This is a genomic window from Nonomuraea jabiensis (assembly GCF_014204795.1).
Taxonomy (GTDB): domain Bacteria; phylum Actinomycetota; class Actinomycetes; order Streptosporangiales; family Streptosporangiaceae; genus Nonomuraea; species Nonomuraea jabiensis.
Genome location: NZ_JACHMB010000001.1, coordinates 10876968 through 10897932 on the forward strand (window position 1 = coordinate 10876968; position 20965 = coordinate 10897932).

At 68.7% G+C, this 20965-nt stretch carries 18 protein-coding genes; 10 read left to right on the plus strand and 8 right to left on the minus strand.

Features of this window, described 5'->3' with window-relative positions; translation table 11 throughout:
* Positions 1–11 precede the first annotated feature (11 nt).
* Positions 12–491 (minus strand): MarR family winged helix-turn-helix transcriptional regulator, encoded by a 480-nt coding sequence (locus HD596_RS49745; RefSeq protein ID WP_185076293.1) that lies wholly within the window; start codon positions 489–491, stop codon positions 12–14.
* Between the two features lie 126 nt (positions 492–617).
* Here HD596_RS49745 and HD596_RS49750 point away from each other — a divergent pair, with 126 nt between their 5' ends.
* From HD596_RS49750 to HD596_RS49760, 3 genes are all read left to right on the plus strand, one after another.
* Complete coding sequence (locus tag HD596_RS49750) at positions 618–1979, plus strand: MFS transporter (RefSeq protein WP_185076294.1); 1362 nt, start codon at positions 618–620, stop codon at positions 1977–1979.
* Between the two features lie 14 nt (positions 1980–1993).
* Positions 1994–2641: a nitroreductase family protein gene (locus tag HD596_RS49755; RefSeq protein ID WP_185076295.1), complete on the plus strand. Its 648-nt coding sequence runs from the start codon at positions 1994–1996 to the stop codon at positions 2639–2641.
* Positions 2642–2800: 159 nt separating this feature from the next.
* Positions 2801–3727 carry an aminoglycoside phosphotransferase family protein gene (locus tag HD596_RS49760; RefSeq protein ID WP_185076296.1) on the plus strand — a complete coding sequence of 309 codons (927 nt, stop codon included), beginning with the start codon at positions 2801–2803 and terminating at the stop codon, positions 3725–3727.
* A gap of 64 nt (positions 3728–3791) precedes the next feature.
* Here HD596_RS49760 and HD596_RS49765 read toward each other — a convergent pair whose 3' ends face one another.
* A complete protein-coding gene (locus tag HD596_RS49765) occupies positions 3792–4265 on the minus strand; it encodes a hypothetical protein (RefSeq protein WP_185076297.1) in 474 nt (157 codons plus the stop codon).
* A gap of 157 nt (positions 4266–4422) precedes the next feature.
* On the opposite strand from HD596_RS49765, the gene HD596_RS63060 reads away from it, so the two are divergent.
* Entirely contained in the window at positions 4423–5553 is a 1131-nt protein-coding gene (locus tag HD596_RS63060; protein ID WP_185076298.1) for a DUF6236 family protein, read from the plus strand.
* A 338-nt stretch (positions 5554–5891) separates the two neighbouring features.
* On the opposite strand, the gene HD596_RS49775 is transcribed toward HD596_RS63060, so the two are convergent.
* Positions 5892–6668, minus strand: a complete 777-nt coding sequence (locus tag HD596_RS49775) for a hypothetical protein (protein WP_185076299.1) — start codon at positions 6666–6668, stop codon at positions 5892–5894.
* A 210-nt stretch (positions 6669–6878) separates the two neighbouring features.
* Positions 6879–7955 carry an IS110 family RNA-guided transposase gene (locus tag HD596_RS49780; protein ID WP_185076300.1) on the minus strand — a complete coding sequence of 359 codons (1077 nt, stop codon included), beginning with the start codon at positions 7953–7955 and terminating at the stop codon, positions 6879–6881.
* A gap of 496 nt (positions 7956–8451) precedes the next feature.
* Between HD596_RS49780 and HD596_RS49785 the strand changes: the two genes are divergently transcribed.
* Entirely contained in the window at positions 8452–9351 is a 900-nt protein-coding gene (locus HD596_RS49785; RefSeq protein ID WP_185076301.1) for a lipase family protein, read from the plus strand.
* Between the two features lie 217 nt (positions 9352–9568).
* Entirely contained in the window at positions 9569–10957 is a 1389-nt protein-coding gene (locus HD596_RS49790; protein ID WP_446685872.1) for an IS256 family transposase, read from the plus strand.
* A gap of 72 nt (positions 10958–11029) precedes the next feature.
* Here the strand turns inward: HD596_RS49790 and HD596_RS66220 are convergent, their stop codons facing one another.
* Entirely contained in the window at positions 11030–11614 is a 585-nt protein-coding gene (locus HD596_RS66220; RefSeq protein ID WP_221519962.1) for an SDR family oxidoreductase, read from the minus strand.
* Between the two features lie 42 nt (positions 11615–11656).
* Positions 11657–11977: a hypothetical protein gene (locus tag HD596_RS49800; RefSeq protein WP_185076302.1), complete on the minus strand. Its 321-nt coding sequence runs from the start codon at positions 11975–11977 to the stop codon at positions 11657–11659.
* Positions 11978–12206: 229 nt separating this feature from the next.
* On the opposite strand from HD596_RS49800, the gene HD596_RS49805 reads away from it, so the two are divergent.
* From HD596_RS49805 to HD596_RS49820, 3 genes are all read left to right on the plus strand, one after another.
* On the plus strand, positions 12207–13079 hold the full coding sequence (locus HD596_RS49805; RefSeq protein ID WP_313047674.1) for a helix-turn-helix transcriptional regulator: 873 nt from the start codon (positions 12207–12209) through the stop codon (positions 13077–13079).
* A gap of 152 nt (positions 13080–13231) precedes the next feature.
* Entirely contained in the window at positions 13232–14197 is a 966-nt protein-coding gene (locus HD596_RS49810; RefSeq protein WP_185076304.1) for a cyclophilin-like fold protein, read from the plus strand.
* Between the two features lie 773 nt (positions 14198–14970).
* A complete protein-coding gene (locus tag HD596_RS49820; RefSeq protein WP_185076305.1) occupies positions 14971–15402 on the plus strand; it encodes a hypothetical protein in 432 nt (143 codons plus the stop codon).
* An 89-nt stretch (positions 15403–15491) separates the two neighbouring features.
* Here the strand turns inward: HD596_RS49820 and HD596_RS49825 are convergent, their stop codons facing one another.
* Positions 15492–16067, minus strand: coding sequence for a TetR/AcrR family transcriptional regulator (locus HD596_RS49825; protein WP_185076306.1), 576 nt, complete (start codon positions 16065–16067; stop codon positions 15492–15494).
* Positions 16068–16167: 100 nt separating this feature from the next.
* Here HD596_RS49825 and HD596_RS49830 point away from each other — a divergent pair, with 100 nt between their 5' ends.
* Complete coding sequence (locus HD596_RS49830) at positions 16168–17007, plus strand: oxidoreductase (protein WP_185076307.1); 840 nt, start codon at positions 16168–16170, stop codon at positions 17005–17007.
* Positions 17008–17508: 501 nt separating this feature from the next.
* On the opposite strand, the gene HD596_RS49835 is transcribed toward HD596_RS49830, so the two are convergent.
* On the minus strand, positions 17509–20076 hold the full coding sequence (locus HD596_RS49835) for a family 43 glycosylhydrolase (protein WP_221519964.1): 2568 nt from the start codon (positions 20074–20076) through the stop codon (positions 17509–17511).
* Positions 20077–20965 lie beyond the last annotated feature (889 nt).

Genomic DNA, 20965 nt, shown 5'->3' on the forward strand with positions numbered 1-20965 from the left:
CGGGCATGGGGTCAGCGAGGGCCGCCGGTGCCGGCCTGCAGGAGTTTGGTGAGGATCGCGCTCAACTGGCCGCGCTCGTCGGGGGTGAGGGCGTGGAAGGTGTCCTCGAGGAAGGCCGGGATCGAGGCCTGGGCCTCGGCGAGCCGCCGCCGGCCCGAGTCGGTGATGGTGACGGCGTAGGAGCGCCGGTCGCGGGGGTTGCGTTCCCTGCGGACGTGGCCCGCCTGCTCCAGGTCGTCGCAGATGCCGACCATGACGCTGCGGTCGATACGGAGCTCCTCGCTGAGCGTCTGCTGGGAGCAGGGGCCGACGGCGTCGAGCATCTGGAGGACGAGGTGTTGTCCGACGCCGAGCCCTTCCTCGGCGGCGTGCACGTCGGCGGCGCGGGCCACGGCGGCCGAGGCCCGGCACAGCGCGATGTCCAGCCGCTCGGCGGCGAGTTGCGGAAAGTACGCCGTCCCGCGGTCCGTCGTTCTGGTCGTTGTCGCCATCGCTCTCCTCGTGCGTTCAGCCGTCAGTCTACATCTCCACACAGACTGTTTGACAGCAGATGATTTGCAGGCATACGGTCCCAATCGTCTGTCCGCCAATTGTTTGCATGCAGATGGAGAGTGATCGTGACCCGACCCGACGGCCGCCGGCAGGTGGCCCTGGTGTTGCTGTGCGCCGCGGTGTTCCTGGACTCGATGGATCTGTCGTTGATGGGCGTGGCGCTGCCCGCCATCGGGCGTGATCTGTCGCTGCCGGAGAGCACCCTGCAGTGGCTGATGTCCGGCTACGCGGTCGCCTACGGCGGCTTCCTGCTGCTCGGCGGCCGCATCGCCGACCTGTTCGGCCGCCGCCGGGTGTTCCTGCTGTCGCTGGCGGTGTTCGCGGCGGCGAGCCTGGCCGGCGGGCTCCTGTCGGACGGATGGCCACTGGTGGCGACCCGGGTGATCAAGGGAGTGGCGGCCGCGCTCACCGCCCCGGCGGCGCTGTCGCTCATCACCACCACCTTCGCCGAGGCGCCGCAGCGCAACCGCGCGCTGGGGGTCTACTCGCTGGCCGGGGCGACCGGCTACACCGCCGGGCTGATCGCCTCCGGCCTGCTGACCGAGATGACCTGGCGGCTGGTGTTCTTCCTGCCGGTCCCGGTCGCCCTGCTCGTGCTGGCCGCAGCGCCGCTGGTGCTGCCACGCGGCGTTCGGCCGTCCGGGGCGCGCGAGGGGTTCGACGCCGCCGGCGCGGTCGCGGTCACCGGCGGCGTACTGGTGGCGGTGTTCGCGCTGACGGAGCGGAACTGGACGGCCGGTGTCGTGGCCGTGCTGCTGCTGGGCGCCTTCGTCGTCATCGAGCGCCGGCGGTCCGCACCGCTCGTCCCGCTGGAGGTGTTCAGGTCCGGCACGGTGGGCGCCGCCAATCTCGCGGCGCTGGCCTGGGCGTGCGCGACGATCGGCTGGCAGTTCGTCGCCGTCCTGTATCTGCAGCAGGTGCTCGGCTACACCGCGCTGGCCACCGGGCTCGGGATCGTCCCGATGGGCCTGGCCATCGTCATCACCGCCAACCTGGCCGGCAGGCTGATCAGCCGGTGGGGCCTGGGGCGGGTGGCCGCCGCCGGGATGCTGGTCCAGGGCGCGGGCATCCTGCTGTTCCTGCGGGCCGGGGCCACCGGCGACTACCTCACGGTGCTGCTGCCCGCACTGGTCGTGCACGGCATCGGCAACGGGCTCTCCTTCCCCAGCCTCAACATCGCCGCCGTCGCCGGCCTGCCCGACGAGCGGCAGGGGCTGGCCTCGGGGCTGGTCACCTCCGCCGTCCAGATCGGCGCAGGAATCGGCGTGGCGGTGCTGGCGGCGATGATGACGCTCGGCGGCTCCACGCCGGCCGGATATCGGATCGCCTTCCTGACGGCGGGCGGCTTCTCCCTGCTCGGCGCCTTCGTCGCCGCCTTCGGTCTGCGTCCCCGCCGCCCCGTACCCGTACCTGCCCCCACCGCCTGAAGGAGACACGCATCATGACGCTGGATCTCACCCCCGACGAACTGCTGAGCACCACCCGCGCCGTGCGCAAGCGCCTGGACCTCACCCGCCCGGTGCCGCGCGAGCTGATCGAGGAGTGCGTGGACCTGGCCGTGCAGGCACCGACCGGGCGCAACCGGCAGCGCTGGCACTTCATGGTCGTGACCGAGCCCGAGCAGCGGCGGGCCGTGGCCGACATCTTCCTGCGCGCCCTGCCGCTGGCCACCGGGCAACCGCTGACCGAACGCGACGTGCGGCGGATGAACTACCATCGCGGCTCCACCGAGCGGGTCTTCGACGGCCTGCGCCACCTGGCCGACAACATCCACCGGGTGCCCGCGTTCGTCATCCCGGGCGTGGAGGGACGCACCGACCGCGCCCCGGTGGCCGTGCAGGCGGGGGCGTGGGGATCGATCCTGCCGGCCGTGTGGAGTTTCATGCTGGCCGCGCGGGCGCGCGGCCTGGGCACCGTGTGGACCACCGCGCAGGGACCGCTCGAACGCGAGCTCGCCAAGGTGCTCGGCGTGCCGTACGAGGAGGTCATGCTGGCGGCGTTCATCCCGCTGGCCTTCACCCTCGGCACCGACTTCAAGCCCGCTCCCCGCATCCCGCGCGAGGAGGTCCTGCACTGGGAACGGTGGTGAGCACGCTTGCCAGGCCGCGCAAGGGTCATCAACGATCAGATGTGATCACGTCCGGGTAAGGTAGGTGCATGCTTTGACGCCTGCCCGGTAATCGGGCACCTCCGTCACCTCCTTCGTTCGTCGCAGATCGACCCTGGACCCACGAAGGAGATGCCTTTCATGAACCCGTCGACCTCCATCGACGTTCCCGACCTGTTCGCCGCGTCTTATGGCGTGAACGGTGCCGAGGCGCGCGCTTGGCTCGCCGATTTGCCTCGCCTGGGCGGCGAGTTCCTGGACCGCTGGCGGCTGCGGCCGGACGGCCCGGCCGCGTACGGCATGGCCTCGCTGGTCCTGCCCGTACTTCAGTCCGACCGGACACCCGCCGTCCTCAAGCTTCAGCAACTCCGGGAGGAGACCGCCGGCACCGCCTCCGGGCTGCGGGCGTGGCGAGGCGAGGGCATTGTGCGCCTGCTCGACTATGACGAGCAGAGCGGCACGCAGTTGCTGGAACGCCTGGATGCGGCCCGGCCGCTGTCCTCGGTGGCCGACGATGATGCGGCCATGCAGATCCTGGCCGAGCTGATGGCCCGCTTGACCTCGGTTCCCGCCCCAAGGGAGCTGCGACGGTTGTCTGACATCGCCGCGGCCATGCTCGAGCAGGTCCCGCAGGCCGTGTCGGCGCTGCGGGACCCTGGCGAGCAGCGGCTGGTGCGCACCTGCGCGTCCGCTGTGGCCGAGTTGGTCGGCGAGCCTGGCGATCGCCTGTTGCATTGGGATCTGCACTACGACAACGTCCTGGCCGGGGAACGGGAACCCTGGCTGGCCATCGACCCTGAACCGCTGGCCGGCGATCCGGGGTTCGAGTTGCTGCCGGCACTGGACAACCGGTGGGAGGAGGTGGAGGCCACCGGCGATGCGGCTCGCGCGGTGCTGCGCCGCTTTGACCTGCTTACCGAGGTCCTCGATCTCGACCGGAGGCGGGCAGTCGGCTGGAGTCTCGGCCGCGTGCTGCAGAACGCACTGTGGGATGTCGAAGGCGGCAAGGCCACGCTCGAACCTACCCAGGTCACCATCGCCATGGCACTGCTGCGCCGGCGAGACTGAGAAACAGGGGCAGCTTGACAGCTCCCGGCAGTTCATCGGGGCGATCGAGCGGGTGAGGTCCGGGTCACGTACGCCCGCGGCTGGGGGCTTCAAAAGCGGGGCCGGCCAGCCTAGTCGACGCTGTCCCAGCCGGACAGGAAGCGGACGCGTCACGCAGCGCGTCCACGGCCTCCTCTCCCCGGCCCGCCCTTGCCAGGCTGATCGAGGAGTTGGTGAGCGCGATCGCAAGCGAGCCTTCGAAGCCGTACGGCTCCTCCTCGGCGAGGATGCGATACACCTCGACGATTTCCTGGTCCACGTCGGCGATCTCGTCCTTTTGGCGGCCGCCTCCGTTGACCCGCAACTCCTGGCTCAGATAGAGGAGCGTGATCGCCCGTTCCTGGAAGCCGGCCGGCTGGTCCGCAACGGCGCTCCACGCCCGCCAGGCGTCGGCAGCACCGCGGAACGCCGCAAGGCCCTCCGCCAGGGTGGACTCGTCGTCCTGGGAGTGGCCCTTGCCGATGTCGGTCAGCGCCTGGGCGAGGCGGTGCGCGCTCACGTCCGACTCGCCTGCGAGCGGGCGGAGCTTGGCGACCTCCTCCCTCGCGGACTTCCGTATCCAGGGATCCATATAGTCCCGTTCCGAAGTCGGCTGCTCCGCCGAGTGTCTCAGCGTGCCCGGACGGGAACAACCATCAGATCCCTCTGGAGGAACCGTGGACAACTGGTTCGGACTCTATTATCCGCATGTCCATTTCCGCGACGAGCGCCTGCTCAAAGTGGTGGCGCTCTACCTGGACGGGCTGTTCCACTTCACCAATGTCTCCGCGCTGGACTCGCTGCCCAGGATCAGCAGGACCGAGCTTGCGCTGGCGGACGTGGGGTTCCTTCGGCCGGTCGTTCCAGACATAGGGAGCATCGAGCGCACTGCGGAGCGTTTCGCCGCCGCGCTGGCTGAGATCGATCTGACCGGCTACCGGGTGACCTCGGACAACCCCGTCAGCGCGTACGACGTGGACCGCGCGCTGGCCCTGTGGAAGGTCTCCCCCACCCTGGCCGACCTCCTCCTCGAGGCCGGTACGGCACAGCGGATCGGGCGGGGGCGTCTCGCGATCGACCCCGGCCTCGCCCATGCCTACCTGCTCACCCTCGGTGACGAGTTCGCCCCGGAGCTGGGAGCGTTCCCGCTGGCCGACGACCCCTTCGACCAGGCCACCTCCGGGCTGACCGCACGCCGGCTCGTCTCGGGGATGTCCGGCGCCCCGCTCCCGCTCGGCGGGCAGGAGGAGCAGCGGTGCCTGCTGGTCAACCTGGCGATCACCACGGTCGTTCCGCGTGACCTGCGCGCCTGCCCCGTCCACAAGATCCTCAAGTTCCGGACCCGCTACTCGGGGGAGCGGGCGCGGTTCAGGCAGGCCGTCACCCGGCTGATCGAAGAGGCCACCCACTCAGACGGCATCACCGACGCGGAGGTGCTGGCGGCGCACCTGCGCGCGACGTACGACAACCACCTCGCCCCTGCGCTGACCGACCTGCGACGTGCCCTTGGCGGGCTGCGCGTCGACACCGTCCTCGGCGCGGTCAACATCCAGGCGGCGGCCCCTGCGGCGGCCGCGACCGGCCTCGCGCTGCTCGCCGTGCAGCCGTCCGCCCGGGACGCCGCGATCATCGGCGCGGGCGGCCTGGCGCTGGGCCTGTGGCGCTCGGCGCGGCAGAGCGGAGCGGAACGCCAGAAGGCGCTGGCCGCGTCGCCTGTCAGCTACCTCTACCACCTGCAGCACTCGCTGGCGCCGCTCTCGCTGGCCGAACAGGCCCGCGCCGCCGTAGCCCGCTTCGCTCCCCCATAGCGCTCTGGTTCGGCGGTTGAACGTGGACCTCGCGGCGGGGTCGGGGCTTGATTGCTGGGATCTCTGGTTCTGTCTTCGTCGTCGTTCGTCTCGCATGGATGGCGAAGACGAGGAGGTCGAGGCGGCCTGAGCCGATCGGTCCCGTCCCGGCCGGTGCGCCTCGATGCCGTCGAGGGCTGCCTCTGGGGCGGTCTTGTCGCCGTCGTACCAGGCCATCATGTCGGTGTCCGCGGCGCCCAGTTGCCGGGCGGACGCCCCCGGCGCCGCAACGTCCGCACCACGCTGGCCCTGCTCGTCCGCGCCCACGGTGCGGCCGGGCCGGACGAGGACCCTCTCTGTCAGTAGGTGACGCTGCCCTTGACGACGCTGATCCTGCGTTCCTTGGGGAGGACGGTGTCCAGGATGCGGAGCTTGTCGTTCGCGCGGCGCCAGCGGTAGCCGCTGCCGCGGACGATCATTCCATGGTGGTATTTCTTGGGGAGGTAGCTCACGACATCGAGATGGTCGGCCCGGTCCCAGAAAAGCCCCTGGGGGAATTCGTTGATGGGGATCGTTATGGGACTGCCGACGGGCTTGTCGGCGGCCAGGTCCCAGAACCGGATCGAGACGGGTTTGCCGATGGTCTCCGAATCGATGTAGGCGACGACCGCGCCGCCCATCCCCAGGGCGCCGAACTTCGAACCGCGACGCACCACGGTCCACGTCTTGGTGGAGAAGACCTCGTCCACCTCCGGCCGGCGGACGACCCGCGGGCGGCGGGCGACGAAGTAAGCGTTGTCCGGGCTGAAGGAGATCGCCCGGTCCGGCGTGAAGGGCAGCCTGTGGACCTGCCCGGTATAGGTATCCACCACCTGGTACGAGGGCCCGAGGACCGCGAAGCGGCCCGCCGGGGAGAGGTATTTCAGCGGGTCGGCGTCGGGCGACCACGTGCCCGGGACGGCGCGGATCTTCCCCGTGGTCAGGTCATGGACGACCAGGGCGCCGTCGCTCTTGCGGTAGTAGGCCACCTGGCTGCCGTGCGGCGTGGCGACGGGGACCACCGCGTCGGCCAGTCGGATCATCCGCCCGTCGCTCAGCCCCAGCCGCCAGACGGTGCAGGGCTCGCCCTCTTCCATAGGGCAGGGTCGACGATATAGCGTGCGAAGACCTTTTTCGTGGTGAGCGCGTCAGCCGAATGCACCAACGCGAGCGGCGACGCCGTCACGAGGGACAGAAGTAGGGCCGTTCGGAAGAGCAGTCTCATGGCGGGCCCCCGGTCGGTCCTTTGATGACTGGCCCGATTATTGAGGTGAGCGGCCGTGACGTCCAGGATGCTCCTATGGATGTCAATCGGAGCGTTCCTGGTCGTTCGTTGTGGTGATGAGTCCGTAAAGTTCGCGGGCGACGTAGCGCTTCAGGCAGCGGATGATCTCTTTCTTGGACAGGCCGTCTTGGGTGCGTCGGTCCATGTAGGCGCGGGTGCGGGCATCCCAGCGCAGGCGGCACAGGACGACGCGGTAGAGGGCGGCGTTGGCCTGCCGGTCGCCGCCGCGGTTGAGGCGGTGCCGGGTGGTCTTGCCGGAGGAGGCCGGGATCGGCGCGACGCCGCAGAGCATGGCGAAGGCGGCTTCGCTGCCGATCCGGTCGTGGTTCTCGCCGGCGGTGACCAGGAGCTGTCCCGCGATCTCGGTGCCCACGCCATGGGCGGCGATCAGCCGTGGGTTGATCGCCATCACCAGGACGTCCAGGAGTTCGTCGAGGTCGGCGATCTCGGCGGACAGCTGCTGGTGGCGGCGGGCCAGGGAGCGCAGCGCGAGCTGGGTGGCGGTGGTCGGGTCGGCGGCGGCCTCGCGGTCGGAGGTCAGGGCGGCGCAGGTGGCGATGAGTTTCGTGCTGGACAGGCCCCGCAGGCTTTGGCGCAGGGCGTCCGGGGCGGTGACGATCAGGGCCTTGATCTGGCGTTGGGTGTCGGCGCGCTGGTCGATGGCGCTGCGGCGGGCGATGCGCAGGGCGCGCAGCGCTTCGATGCGGCCGTCGCGCCGTTTCGGGGTGCCGGTGCGGTCACCGGCGAGGGCGGCCTTGGCGGCGGCGATGGCGTCGATCGGGTCGGACTTGCCGTGGAAGCGGCGGCTCTTGCGGTCGGGCCGGTCGATCTCGATCACGTTGATGTGCTCGGCCTGCAGCAGCCGGGTGAGCCCGGCTCCGTAGGCGCCGGTGCCTTCCACCCCGACCCGGCTCAGCTGCCCGAAGGCGCGCATCCAGGCGAGCAGGGCGGTGTAGCCGGCGGGGGTGGCGGGGAACTGCTCGGTGCCCAGCACCCGGCCGACTCCATCGATCACGGCCGCGGTGTGGGTGTCCTGGTGGGTGTCCACGCCGCCGGCGACTTCAGTGAGCGGCGTGCTGTCGGGTGTAATGGAGGTCATCGTCGTCCTGTCGTCTGACCGAGGGGGCGGGACGGCACGCACCAGCCGGGGCAGCGCGGACAAGACAGTGATGGGGCCTCTGGCCAGGCTCCTATGAAGTCACAGGTGCCGCGTCCGGTGAGTGCAGATGAGCGCTTCCCGTCCAGGGCCGACAGATCCCGTTGAGGACCTCAAGGTCAGTCAGTTGATGGGTCAGACCCTGGCGGGAAGCGCTCACCCCTCCATCATCACTGTCAGTTGACGTCGTGGCCGAGGGCGGTGAGCCACGCCTTGCCGCCGTCCTGGTGCCGGCACCAGCTCACGCTCGAACAGCGTCGGCCGGTCTTTCTTGTTCGAGGCGAGGAGCAGCCTGGGATGACGTGGCTCGATCGCACCGCCTCCCAGACCAGGCTGGGTCTGCTCGATAGGAGGGGGCTTACCCGCAAGGTGCGGACTCTTGGTCAAGTGGCGGGTACGGACAGTGACGACAGTTCGGGGAGTTTCACAGGGGATATTCATGACCGCGATCACCTTCGACCACGCCGCCACCGGCTACACCCTGGCCCAGGCCCGCCGCCTGGCCCACGCCGCCGCCCTGGCCTACAAAGACGACAGCCAGGTCAAAGCCACCGCCAACAGCTGGGGCTTCGACCGCGTCAAAAGCTTCCGCGTACCGCACGCCGCGCCGTTCCCGCTGGAGGACACCCAGGCCTACATCGCCGCCAGCGACCGAATGATCATCGTTGCCTTCCGCGGCACCCAGCCCGAGGAGCTACGCGACTGGCTCTCCGACGCCAACACCCTGCTCACCCCATACACCGCCGCAGACGGCAACATCCACGCCGGCTTCTACCGCGCCCTGGACGTCGTGCATCCCGCCCTGCTGCGGACCTTGGAGGACTGGCACACCTCGAGCCAGTCGCTGTGGTTCACCGGGCACAGCCTGGGCGGAGCGCTGGCCATGCTCGCCGCCGCCCGTACCCACTTCGAGGACCCCACGCTGCTGGCTGACGGCGTCTACACCTACGGCCAGCCCCGCACCTGCTGCCCCAAGCTCGCCGCCGCCTACGACCAGGCCTTCCGCGGCCGAACCTTCCGCTTCGTCAACAACAACGACATCGTCGCCCAGCTCCCCCCCGCCCCACTGTTCGGCCACGTGGCCGAAGAACGCTACTTCGACACCCACGGCAGGCTGCACGACAAGATGCCCCCGGTGACGGGCCTGATCGACAGGCTCGGCGGCGCCACCGCCGACCCGCTGGCCCCCGGCGCCGACGGCATCCGCGACCACTTCATCAACGCCTACCTGGCCAGGTTCGACGCCGTCCAGCAGGAAGCCACACCTCCTGCCGGAGGCCGGAAACCGAAGAGCGGCGGTAGCGGAATCGCCGGCGTGACCGGCCTGCTGCCGGAGTAGGCCCGGCGCTTGGGTGCCGCAGAAACCCAAAGTGACTGTGTAATCGCGTGTCAGTGTGGGGGTATCACTCCAGGTGTGGAAATGATCACCAAACGTAGACGGAAATCTGCAAAGATCATTGACCATCTCGGGGGAGAACACGATCATGTCCACGACACGGGGAAGAACCGCGCTGGCCGCGGTGGGGCAAGACCAGCACGATGACACATCGGCGCTGCTGGGGGCGGCTGCTCATCATGGCGGGGAAAAATCCCCCCAGCGTGACGGCGAGACGCCGTTGCGGGACCTGCTCGGCGATCACGTGCTGGACCTGCTGCTGGAACGCTCACGCGACAGCGCGGGCGGGCTGCGGCTGACCGGGCAGGGCTCGATGCTCGGCGAGTTGGTCAAGGCGGTGCTGGAACGCGCGCTGGAGGGCGAGCTGTCGGCGCATCTGGGCTACGGCAAGCACGAGGTGGCCGGCCATGGCAGCGGCAACTCCCGCAACGGCAGGATCGGCAAGACCGTGCAGACGGGGGTGGGGCCGGTGCGGCTGTCCGTGCCCCGCGACCGGGCCGGCACCTTCGAGCCGATGCTGGTGCCCAAACGGGCCGGCCGCGTCTCCGGCGGCCTGGACGACATGATCATCAGCCTGTACGCGCACGGCATGAGCGTGCGCGACATCCAGCACCACCTGCGCCAGATCTACGACACCGAACTGTCGCACGAGGCCATCTCCAACATCACCGACGCCGTACTCGAAGAGGTCCGCGCCTGGCAGGCACGGCCGTTGGATGCCGTCTACCCGGTGGTGTTCCTGGACGCCATCGTGGTCAAGGTCCGCGACAACCACAGCGTCCAGGCCAAACCCGCCTACCTCGCGATCGGTATCGACGCCGACGGCGACAAGCACGTGCTGGGGATCTGGCTGGCCAAGACCCCGCTCGATGCCGCCACCGCCGGCGAGTCGGCCCGTTTTTGGACCTCTGTGATGACCGACCTGCGCAACCGGGGAGTGCGCGACATCCTCATCGCCTGCACCGACGGACTGAACGGCTTCGAAGACGCCATCCACCACGCCTTCCCGCACACCATCGTGCAGGCCTGCGTCGTGCACCTGATCCGCAACGCGCTGCGGCCGGTCGCCCGTCGTGACCGCGCCACGCTGGCCGCCGAGCTCAAGAAGATCTATACGGCGCCCAGTGCGGAAGCCGCCTTCGACGCCCTGGCCGACTTCACCGCCTCCACCTGGGGCCAGAGGTATCCGCAGGCGGCCCGTGTGTTCGAGACCGCCTGGGACCGCTTCACCCCGTTCTTCGCCTTCTCCCCGGCGGTCCGCAAGCTGCTCTACACCACCAATAGCATCGAGTCGCTGAACTACCAGCTGCGCAAGGTCACCAAGGCCCGCGGCCACTTCCCCGGCGACGACGCCGTGGTCAAACTGCTGTGGCTGGCCATCATCAATATCGAGGACAAACGCGCCCGCGAACGCGCCATCACCAAGGAGGAGACCGGAAAGATCAAGAACTCGCCCAGCACCGCCCGCCTGATCGAAGGACAACGCACCATCGGCTGGCGCGAAGCGCTGATCGAACTCGACATCGCCTATCCAGGCCGCATCAGGTAAAGACCGACCTCAGGCCATCAGAAACGATCTTTACACACCTGAAGTGACAACCTCGTCAGTGTCGGCAAACCGTCAGCTGCCGACACTTGCCGGATCGACCACGGAACCCCCAGGGGAGCGCTGCAGATAACTCATGTCGATGTTCAATATCGGTGAACGGCTTGCGGAGTCGGATGACAGCGCGCAGGCCCCCGATGCGGTGACACGCTGAGCCGCAGGGTGGGTCAGCGGGCGACGTAGCCGCCGTCGACGGGCAGCGCGACGCCGATGACGAAGCCGGCTCCCGGGCTGCACAGCCACAGGACCGTCTGGGCGATCTCCTCGGCGGTGCCGAGCCGGTTGATGGGCTGCGTCGCTGGGCGGGATCTGGATGCCGGCGTTGTTGTAGGCCATGTCGAGGCGGCCGAAGGTCTCGACGGTGCGGTCGACGGCGGCGGCGGCGGCCTGGTCCTCGTCGCTGACGTCGCACACGATGGCGAGCACCTGGTGGCCGGCGTCGGCGAGTTCCCTCGCGGCGAGGTTCAGGGCGGCCTCGTTGATGTCGGTGAGGGCGACGGCCGCCGGACTCGGCGAAGGCGCGGGCGGCGGCCAGGCCCATCCCGAAGCGGGCTCCGGTGACGAAGGCGACCTGGCCGGTGAAGTCGTATTCTCTCTCATGACGGGAAGCTGGTCGGACGGTGTGCCCGACGCAGGGAGCGGTTACGGGTTGAGGAGTTCGACGTAGACAGGGTTTCGTTCGAGGAGCTCCAGCCGGCCCATGCCGGACTCGACGGCACCGTGGGTGATGACGTTGTCGTCGTGCTTGCCGTCGGCGCGGTAGATGAAGCCGATGTTGCCCCGCGGGGCGTAGTGGATGAGAGCGCCGGCGCGGGTCGCGCTGCCCGGGGAGTTTTCGGTGATGAGGCGTTCGGGCAGAGCGAAGGGCCTGGTCCAGCGGAGCCGACCGCCTCCACGACGCCGACTTACTCGTGCCCCATCGGGACCGGCCCGTCGATCTTCTCGATCTCTCGGTAGGGCCACAGGTCCGAGCCGCACACGCAGACCGCCGTACACGGATGATCGCGTCGGTGGGCTCGGCGATCACCGAAGCCGGCCGCTGTTCGACCTGGACCCTTCTTTGTGCGGTTGGTCTTTCCAGCCAACCGGCGTGTTCACGCGGGCGGGAGGTCACGCTTATCGGGGGGAGAACCTCGACCCCCTTCCGGCTGCGGACCGTCCCTACAGTGAAGAAGGTGACAACCGCAACGAGATCCGTGACTTCCTCGCCGGCCGGCGCGCCAAGATCACCCCGCAGCAGGCCGGGCTTGCGCCTGGCGTGCGCCGCCGGGTCCCCGGGCTGCGCCGCGAGGAGGTCGCGGTGCTGGCCGGGGTGAGCACCGACTGGTACACCCGGCTGGAGAAGGGCCACATCAGCGGCGTGTCCGAGGACGTCCTGAACGCCGTCGCCCGCGCGCTCCAGCTCGACGACGCCGAACGGGCGCACCTGTTCGACCTGGCCCGCGCCGCGAGCGCCCGGCCCCGCCCCCGCCGCCAGGCTGCGAAGGTGCGACCCGGGCTGCAGCGGATGCTGGATGCGATGACGGATGCCCCGGCGCTCATCCGCAACGGCCGCATGGACCTGCTGGGCGTCAACCGGCTGGGCCGCGCCATGTACTGGCCCGTCTACCAGCAGCGGCGCCCCGGCATGGGCGGCCCGGCCAACATCGCGCGCTTCCAGTTCCTCGCCCCTGCCGGGCGCGCCTTCTACCCGAACTGGGAACTCGCCGCCGATACCACGGTCGCCCTGCTGCGTACCGAGGCCGGGCGCGACCCGTTCAACGCCGACCTCACCCAGCTGATCGGGGAACTGTCCACCCGCAGCGACGACTTCCGCGCCCGCTGGGCCCGGCACGACGTACGCCTGCACCACGCGGGCAGCAAGACCTTCCACCACCCGACCGTCGGCGACCTCACTCTCGACTACGAGTCGATGGACCTGCACGCCGACCCGGGCCTCAACCTCACCGTCTACACCGCCGCCCCGGACACCGCCGCCCACGACGCCCTGCGCCTGCTCGCGAGCTGGGCCGCCACCCTTGACGCCGCCGGCGACGCCGACACCGCCTCCTCCCGCCTGCCGTAGGAGGGGCCTCTGGCGCAGGACTGACGGGGCAGCCCGTCGCCCGCGGCCTCCCTCAGCGGACCGAACGTCCATGGGGCTGACTCTGGCGTGCCTGCGATGAGCGGTCCAGCGATCCGCTGCCGTTGACCACCTGAACGGAAAGGACCCTGCCCGTGCTCACCAAGACCCTGATCGCCGGGTCGCTGCTCTCCCTCACGGGCTGTGCCGCCACCGGCCCGGCACCTGCGGCTTCCGGGCCGGTTGCTCCGCCATCCTCCCCTGCCTCCGCTGGTGCGGCGGGCACGCCGAACGCCACCCCGGCCCGCCAGGTCGAGGGCAGCGTCGTGCGCTTCACCGCGCGCGGCGTCTCCGTGGACGTGGTCATCGGCGCCGACAACGCCACCACCCGCGACTTCCTGTCGATGCTCCCGCTGACCCTGACGTTGGAGGAGTTCAGCGGCCGCGAGAAGATCGGCTACCTGCCGCGCAAGCTCGACACCACCGGCTCGCCGGGATCGGACCCGGAAGACGGCGACCTCATCTACCTCGTGCCGTGGGGCAACCTCGGCTTCTACTACAACACCGACGGTATCGGCCACTCCGACCAGGTCATCCACCTGCGCAACGACGACGCTATCGCTCGACAGCGACTGTCTGCCGGTTCCTCAACCCCGAGAACAGCACGTCGTTATCCTGGGGGCGTGATCTTAGGTGATGATCCCCGCACGGCCGACACCCAAGTCTCCATCATCCCGGCAGCCGGCACGCAGGGCTTGACTGCCGTGGCTGACATCCGGCATGCCGACACGCAAATCTCCGGTTTCCCGCCTGTTGGCAGGCAGACCGCTCCGCTGGGCACGGGGCGCCAGGCCGTGCGGTTTGGCCGAGAGACCATGATCGCGGGCATCCTCCTCGGCCGTGCTCCACGCACGCTGAGCTCTCAGCATGCGAGAGCCTGGGCCACCAGCCTGCTGCAAACGCGGCTGCTGCCCTGGAAGAAATCGAAGAGGACGGCTGGCACACCACCAGTGGCCTGCTCGTCCAGCAGTACGCTCTCTTCCCCGACCGTGACTGGATCCTGTTGGGCGGGGTCGTCCGCGCACCCCGGCCGCGTGCGGCCACGGACGCGTACATGCTGACGTGGGCTGAGGAGGCGCTCGGCTTGGCCGATCCTCCGGCATGGCTGCCCGGACCGGAACATGACGGCACCTGGTATGCGGCCCTGCCCGACAAGAAACCCTAGGGTGTATGCCGTCACCTGTCGGATTGCCCGCTCCTGCTCCACCCGACCGGAATGACTTCCGCCATCATCAGCTTCACTGTCGAGGACCTACGCCGGGCGGCAGAAAGTTCCGGGCCGTCACCGTCACCGGCATGCAGAGGCAAAGGCGAGGCCCTGCCGCTGGCGAACAGGCGGGACCGGCCTGTTCAGGCGACGACAGGTTCGCCGCTCAGCGCGACACCGGCCCGGCGCAGTTCGTCCAGTGCGGTGCGCGTGGTGTCGGCAGCGACGCCGGCCGTGGCCTTCACGCCTGACACTGTCAGGCAGACAGTACGGCGTCGGCATGACGGACGACCCAACGACGCCTGATGCCGACCCGGTACCGCTCCGCCAGCGCCGGTGGGCCACCGCGACCCGCGAGATCCTCGACGCGGCACAGGAGTCGATCACGCTGCACAGTCCTCCACCACAAGGCGCCCGCCGATGGCCGCGCGACCGCCTGCGCCCGCAGGCTCGCAGCCGTCTTCCACCAGGAGTTGTTCGGTGCGTTCACTGACAAGCAACTGAGCCGCATCGAGGTTCCACCGCTGCCCCGCACTTCCTGCAACTGCCGCCCGAAGCGGTCGGCGGACTGCCGCCACAGGCCGCGCCGCCCTCTTCATCAGCGTTTGGGGCCACCTGCACGGCCTCGTGGTCCTGGAGGTGTTCGGGCACACCTCCTTCATCGGCCCGCTGCAGGCGGAGATCTTCCGCGGCGCCAGTGACAACCTCGCGTGGACGGTCGTGAGGGATATCCGTGGAGCCCACAGGAGAGGATCGGTGTCTGATGCCATGTGCTCGCCGACAATCTTCTCCGCTTCGACGTGGTCCTTCGCGGCAGCCGCATACGAGATCGCCGCCAAGGCGAACTCCAGTCGGTTCCTTGTCCCAGACCCATGCATGTGTCAGCTGGCGTCGAGATCGATGTTCTTCGCCAACCGTGCCGCCCCTCTCGAACTGCTCCGCGAAGTAGACGCTCAGCCGCTCGTACATGCCGGCGAACATCGCGGTGAAGGACGCTACAGGGGCTTCGTCGAGGTCCCGGCGCGCGCCGAGATGATGTCCATCGATGCTCGCCTGTAGCCCACCTCCGAAAAGCATCCTTGGCGGCGAACAGAGTGTGCCGGCGTACCTCCGCGCCGCGACGGCGTCGATGGCCGCCCGGACCGGTGTCATCCGTCGGTGGTGCGAGCGCTGGTGGTGAGGCCGGGCAGGACGAGGGTGAGCCAGCGGGTGCGGATTACTTGGGGCTGGTCGGTGGGCGCGGTGGAGAAGAGCAGGTAGATGTCGTCGACCGTGACGTCGGGGTGGACGTCTCCGTCTGCCTGCGCTGTTTGGATGAGAGCGGCCAGGGCTGCTTCGGCGCGGTATTCGTCAGTGCCGGCACCGGTGTCGGCACCGAGAGTGCGGGCGGCGGCTTTGACGGCGTGGTTGGTCGCGGAGGCTTCGACGACGCGGGCAAGGAAGGCCTTGATCTCGTCGAGGGCACGGGCGCCGGCGGTGACGCGGTCGCGGGCGGCCTCGGCGTCGGCGGCGACCTGGGCCGTGTACTCGGCGATGACGGCGGCGAGCAAGTCGGTCTTGGTCGGGAAGTGCCGGTACAGAGTGCCCACAGCCACTCCCGCGGCGGCCGCGATCTCGTCCATTCCGACGTCCGGTCCCCGCTCGGTGATCTGTGCGCGGGCGGCGGCCAGGATCTTCTTGCGGTTGCGGACGGCGTCGGCGCGTGGCGCTCGGGCTTGGGTCATGTGTCTCTCCAACGGCCGGGGATCTGCGCTTGCGTTAACGTGAACCATGGTTCATGATAAATAGTGAACCATCGTTCATCTTATCTTTCAGGGAAACGACATGACCACCAAGATCGCTCTCGTCACCGGCGCCTCTTCCGGCATCGGTGAGGCCACGGCGCTGAAACTGCAAGCGCTCGGCTACACCGTCTACGGCGCCGCCCGCCGTACCGACCGGCTGCAGAAGCTGGCCCCGGCCGGGATCCGGCCGCTGGCCATGGACGTCACCGACGAGGAGTCCATGCACGCCGGAATCAAGCACATCATCGCCGAGACGGGCCGCATCGACGTCCTGGTCAACAACGCCGGCTACGGCTCCTACGGCGCCCTTGAGGACGTGCCGATCGACGAGGGCCGCCGGCAGTTCGAGGTCAACGTCTTCGGCGCGATCCGCCTGGCGCAGCTGGTCCTGCCGTCCATGCGCACCCAGCGCAGCGGAACCATCGTGAACATCACCTCGATGGGCGGCAAGCTCCACACGCCGCTCGGGGGCTGGTACCACGGGACCAAGTTCGCGCTCGAGGCCCTGAGCGACTGCCTGCGCCTGGAGGCCAAACCCTTCGGCATCGACGTCGTCGTCATCGAACCGGGCGGGATCGCCACCGAATGGGGCGAGATCGCCGCCGACCACGTCGAGCAAACCTCCGGCAACGGTCCTTACGCCGCGCAGGCGAACGCCCTCGCCACGTCACTCCGCTCCGAGGCCAACGCGCGCCGCAACTCGCCACCGTCGGTCATCGCCGACGCGGTCGCCAAGGCCGTGACCGCCCGCCGGCCCAAGACCCGATACGCCGTCGGGTTCGGCGCCCGCCCCCTCATCGCCGCCCGAGCCATCCTGCCCGACCGCGCCTTCGACGCGCTCATCAGCCGTGCAGTCGGACTGCCCACCAAGGCGGCCTGACCCGCCGCCCGACCTCGCACTCCCTCTGGCACCGACCGGACCGCCACCCGCCCGGCGACCAACCGGACATCACCATGTCAGGCGCGGCGGCCACAATTCATCTGTCGAACAGGATCGCCCGCCACCGCGGGCGATCCGTACTGCTTCGGCGACCTGGTGGACCGACGCTGCCGCCGCCTTGCACCTGCCGCTCGACGTGACCGACAGGATTGCCGTCACCACGGCGATCACTGCCACGCGAAATGACCTGCCAAAAAGCAGCTGTGTCACGCCACATCGCGGCGGTGACACTTCTCGTCCCCCACCGTCTCACCGGTGCAGGAGAGATCTTTCTGCCCTACGCTGGGCGACGATCCTCATCGTCAACGGCAGCCGCGGGCGGGGTACGGCGCGGCCAGCGACGCCGAGCCGGAATCGTCCCTAGTGGCTTCGTCCCGTACGCCGACTCCGCCGACGCCGACACGTATACCTTCTCGTTGCTCGTGACACGTACCGTCATCATCACCGTGCCGCCGGCACAGCGGGCGGTGGGGTGGGTACCTTGAACGTGCCGAGCCGGGCCAACTGGTAGCTCAGTGCCCGCTCCGGCGCGTCGATCTGGTTCTGTGTGCCGAACTTCCCGGTTCGCGCCTTCTTCGCCTTGGTGAGCGCGGCTCGCATCGCGGACCAGGCTTCCTTCGGGTAGTCGCGTTTGTCGAGCGTCCTGGCGTACGCGATGGCCGCGTCGAGGTCGCTCGTGTCGAGCGGCAGGTTCTGCGCGGTCAGGGTGTCGCTGAGCAGGTAGTGGTCGAAGTCGACGTGTCCGCCCTTTTCGTGAGTGGCGTAGTTGAACAGGCCGACGCGGTGTCCCATGAAGTGGGCGAGGCTGCCGTCCAGGGTCTGCGGGCCGACCCGGTCCCCGAGCTGGGTCCACGTCCGCCCGTCGAGGCTGTAGTAGAAGGTCGTCCACAACTGCCCGGCCGGCGAGGCGAAGTCGAGATCCGCCTTCACGTGCACCTTGGTTGCCCTGCCGAGCGGCACCGTGGTGCCGGGCAGGAAGCTTTCGAGCGTGGCCTGGTCGAGGTCGACCGCGAACGGCTGCACGCGGTTGACGACGCCCAGCGTGTTGACGCCGCCTGCGCGCTTGACCGCCACGTACGAGAAGCCGCGGTTGTAGGCGGCCAGGCTGGCGACGTCGCCGTTCTTCATGCCGGAGATGTCCATCTTGGTTTCGACTGACTGCCGCGGTCCGAACGTACGCTGCGACAGCATGTTCCGCGCCTCCTCGAACCAGGCCAGTTCGGCCCGGTTGGAGAGCTTCGTGTAAACGTACTTGCCGGTGACGACTTTGCCGTTCGTCAGCCGCAGCCATCCGTCGCGGTCGGTGAGCGACCAGTACCGGTTGTCGGGAGCGTGGTTCCACTGCCACACCACGTCCAGTCGCGACCCGTTGGACCCGATCTCTTCCTCGGCCGGGTACTCGGCCGTCACCGGCTGCCCGACGATCGAGACGTCGTCGATCAGATACTCCACGCTGGATGAAGGTGGCTGTGGATTGGCCCGTGGCGTCTCCACCGTGAAGGTGAAGGCGTCCAGGTTCGCCGTCGCCGGCACGGTGTACTGTCCGGACACCGTCGTCCACTGCCCGACGGGCACGTTTCCGGACGCCATCACCTGAACGCCCGCACCCCAGTCCGCGGCAAGGTTGAACCGGATGATGTCCGGGCCCGACACGTATTTGATCTTCGCTGACACGGTGTAGGTCACACCGTGCTGCATCTTGCCGGTGAGTGCCTGGTTCGGGCCGGAGCCGTTGAGGGTGCGATCGCTCACCTTGAGAGCCGCCGCCCCGGAAGCGGGATCAACCGTGTCCCGGCTGAGCGTCGCGCCGTACCGCGCGCCCCATGGCGCGATCGCCGTGGCTTCGAACCCCGGGTTGTCCAGCAGTTCGACACCAATGAGCGTCTCGTCGTCATCGGGCGGCCGCGGGATCGTCCACTTCTCGTCCATGTACGCCTTGTGCGGTGCGTCGTTGACGAAGTCGTCCGAGGCGACGATGCTCTTCTCGCGTTCGAACGCCTCCCGCTCCGGGCCGAGCTTGATCGGCTTGTCGAACACGTCGTCCACCTTCACGACTCCGTTGTCGCCGAAGGTCGGCCATCCGTCCTGCCAGGTGGCGGGGATGAGTGCGGGGATGCGGCCGATCGGGAACGTGTCCCGGAAGAACATGCCGTACCAGCCGGTCCCCCCGCCCTCGCGCGAGATGGGTACGAGGCTGCCCTGGGCGAAGCCGCTCGAGTTGAGGACCCCGCGGGCCTCATAGGTGTTGACACCGCCCGCCGAGGTGTAGCGGCCGAGCAGCTCCTTGGAGCGAAGCATGACGACCTGGCGCCCCTGCCCGGGCGGCCAGGTGATGACGACCGCGTAGTAGTAGCCGTCGATGTGGTAGAACTGGGCGCCCTCGAACAGACCCCCGATGAACGGCTTCCCGGCGTAGTCGCTCGCGCGGAAGATGTTCGCGTAGTCCTGTTCGATGGCCGCCAGGTCGGCGTTGAGGCGCACAGCGCTCGTGCCACCGGAGCCGTAGAAGATGTACGGGGTGCCGTCGAGGTCGAAGAAGAGCGAGGGGTCGTGCAGGCCACGGCCGAGGGCCGTGCGCTCCCAAGCGCCGTTCTCGATGTCGTCGGTCCGGTAGACGTACGCGCCACCGAGGTTGTTGGTGTTGAAGACGACGTAGAACATGCCGTCGTGGTAACGCAGGGACGACGCCCACTGGCCCTGACCGTACGACGTTTGTCCGTTGCGCAGCGAGAAAGAGTCCCCGATGCTCGCCCGGTCGAAGACGTAGGTGACGATCTCCCAGTTCACCAGGTCGTAGGACTTCATGATGGGCGCGCCGGGACTCAGGTGCATCGTCGTACTGATCATGTAGTAGACATCCCGGCCCTCGCCGTTCTCGGCGGCCGGAACGCGCTCCACGCTGACGTCCGGCACGTCGGAGCCCAGCAGCGGCACGGAGTACGTGCCATCGCCCTTGTCGGTCGAGGTGTACGAGGGTTGTGGCGACCACTCGACGCCGGCCTTCGCCACACCTTCCGAGGAAACGAGAGCGGCGCCGAGGAACACGGCTACCGCTCCACCCGACGCCAAACGGCGCAGGCCAGATAAACAAACCCAAGGGTGTTAGCGTTAACAACCTGAGCCGTGGCGGGGCCCGGTACGTGCGCGACGGCACAGTTCACGATGTCATTCCTTCTTTCGACCACAAGGGATCAGCCCTTGAAAAGCCTTCCATGATACAAGCGACCAGGCGCCGAAGACGATCACGGTCGCCGCCCCCGGGGTGATGTACGGCACCAGCATCGACCTCCGCCAGAACGTCGATGCGGAGGTGCTCGCCAGCCGGGTTCCAGTCGAACAGCGCGACACGAAGGGAGCATCGCGATCACACCACTTGACGATTGCCGTCTTGATGCGCGGCCAGGGCAGCGTCCCATGCCTTGCTCGACTCTGGTGATCGCGTTCAGAAACTCCTGGCCGGTGGCCCAGCCACCCTGACCGATGAGGAGTCGGTGTAGGTCTGCCCGGTCGCCGCCCTCGATGAGCATCAAGTCTGGCACCTTGCCGGCGGCCGGCACCGTAGCCAGCGCCTGCGCCCTCTCGACCGCGGACGCCACTTCGGCGAGCTTCACCCGCACGCCCGGATTGGCCATCCGGTCACCCTTGACGGACTCCCTCTGGTTCCAGAACTCGAACGATTTGCCGTCCCCTGACGGCTGGGCTGAGGTATCGCCGCCTCCACAGGCGGCGGTACGGAAAGAGCCTCGGTGAACTTGACCGGTGTGGCGTTACGGAACTTCACAGATGGTCTCTTCCGGGGATTCGGAGCGAGAGGCGGCGATCATGGTGCGGGAGAGGGGCGAAAGTTGCTAAGCAAGTCTCGATCGTTAATGCCGGACCATACGTGCGAGTCTTGAAA

What these genes read in the sequence shown, in the direction of transcription:
- HD596_RS49745 (WP_185076293.1), bottom strand. Translation starts at nt 491, where the DNA reads ATGGCGACAACGACCAGAACGACGGACCGCGGGACGGCGTACTTTCCG.
- HD596_RS49755 (WP_185076295.1), top strand. Translation starts at nt 1,994, where the DNA reads ATGACGCTGGATCTCACCCCCGACGAACTGCTGAGCACCACCCGCGCC.
- HD596_RS49760 (WP_185076296.1), top strand. Translation starts at nt 2,801, where the DNA reads ATGAACCCGTCGACCTCCATCGACGTTCCCGACCTGTTCGCCGCGTCT.
- HD596_RS49775 (WP_185076299.1), bottom strand. Translation starts at nt 6,668, where the DNA reads ATGGAAGAGGGCGAGCCCTGCACCGTCTGGCGGCTGGGGCTGAGCGAC.
- HD596_RS49780 (WP_185076300.1), bottom strand. Translation starts at nt 7,955, where the DNA reads ATGACCTCCATTACACCCGACAGCACGCCGCTCACTGAAGTCGCCGGC.
- HD596_RS49785 (WP_185076301.1), top strand. Translation starts at nt 8,452, where the DNA reads ATGACCGCGATCACCTTCGACCACGCCGCCACCGGCTACACCCTGGCC.
- HD596_RS66220 (WP_221519962.1), bottom strand. Translation starts at nt 11,614, where the DNA reads ATGAGAGAGAATACGACTTCACCGGCCAGGTCGCCTTCGTCACCGGAG.
- HD596_RS49825 (WP_185076306.1), bottom strand. Translation starts at nt 16,067, where the DNA reads ATGACCCAAGCCCGAGCGCCACGCGCCGACGCCGTCCGCAACCGCAAG.
- HD596_RS49830 (WP_185076307.1), top strand. Translation starts at nt 16,168, where the DNA reads ATGACCACCAAGATCGCTCTCGTCACCGGCGCCTCTTCCGGCATCGGT.